Raw genomic sequence first — 1,152 nt, forward strand, 5'->3', positions numbered from 1 at the left:
ATACCAAGTCCTGCGGAGTACGACTCATGCGGCGATTCCCACTGAGCCGGATGGTGTGATTCACCGGAGGGACCACAGCGACGAGGTCCGCCATGGCCGCTCCGGTTCCGCTGCGCAGCGATTACGATGCCGCCGCTTTGCGCCGGCTTGCCCGTTCCTCTCACGATCCCGGCCAAGTCCGCCGGCTGCTCGCCCTGGCGGCGATCTACGAGGGAGAGCCGCGCTCAGTCGCGGCGGCGGTCGGCGGGGTCGGCTTGCAGACGGTGCGCGACTGGGTCCTACGCTTCAATGATGTAGGGCCGGCGGGCCTATTGACCGGCAAGGCGCCAGGCCCGCAGCCGCGTCTGGCGGAGCATCACCGGACGGCACTGCGCCAGATTGTCGAGGCGGGGCCGATCCCGGCGGTGCACGGGGTGGTACGCTGGCGGATCGCCGATCTGCTGCACTGGCTGTGGGAGGAGTTCCGCGTCTCGGTGTCGAAGCAGACGCTGAGCCGGGAACTGCGCGCTCTGGGCTTGCGCAAGCTCTCGGCCCGTCCCCGCCACCACGCCAAGGATCCCGACGCCGCCGAGGCGTTCAAAAAAACTTCCCCACCTTGCTGGCGCAGGTCGCGGCGCACGAGGCTGCCGGCAAGCCCATAGAGATCTGGTGGCAGGACGAGGCCCGCATCGGCCAGAAGAACAAGATCACTCGCCGCTGGGCACGCCGCGGCAGCCGGCCGGCGGCGCCACACGATCAGCGCACGCGCTCGGCCTATCTGTTCGGCGCGATCTGTCCGGCCCAGGGCAAGGGCGCGGCTCTGGTGCTGCCGCGCTGCACGAGCGAGGCGATGGCGCTGCACCTGGAGGAGATCGCGCGCGCCGTAGCCCCCGGCGCGCATGCCGTCGTGCTGCTCGACCAGGCGGGCTGGCACACCTCGGCCAAGCTGCCGATCCCCGCCAACATCACCCTGCTGCCGTTGCCGCCGAAGTCACCCGAGCTGAACCCGGTGGAGAACATCTGGCAGTACATGCGCGACAACTGGATCTCCAACCGGGTCTTCGCCTCCTACCAGGACATCCTCGATCACTGCTGCTTCGCCTGGAACACCCTCGTCGAGCAGCCCTGGACCATTATGTCCATTGGGCTGCGCGATTGGGCTCATCGGTCATG

At 68.5% G+C, this 1,152-nt stretch carries 1 protein-coding gene; it reads left to right on the plus strand.

The features are described 5' to 3' along the window. Positions 1 to 92: 92 nt before the first annotated feature. Positions 93 to 1,152 (plus strand): IS630 family transposase gene (locus TSO352_RS11045; RefSeq protein WP_199231460.1). Its coding sequence is split into 2 segments (ribosomal slippage), with 1,061 coding nucleotides annotated over them: positions 93 to 585 and positions 585 to 1,152; the frame shifts between segments, so codons are not numbered across the junction. This gene is flagged as partial in the annotation.

The sequence above is a fragment of the Azospirillum sp. TSO35-2 genome (assembly GCF_003116095.1).
GTDB lineage: Bacteria > Pseudomonadota > Alphaproteobacteria > Azospirillales > Azospirillaceae > Azospirillum.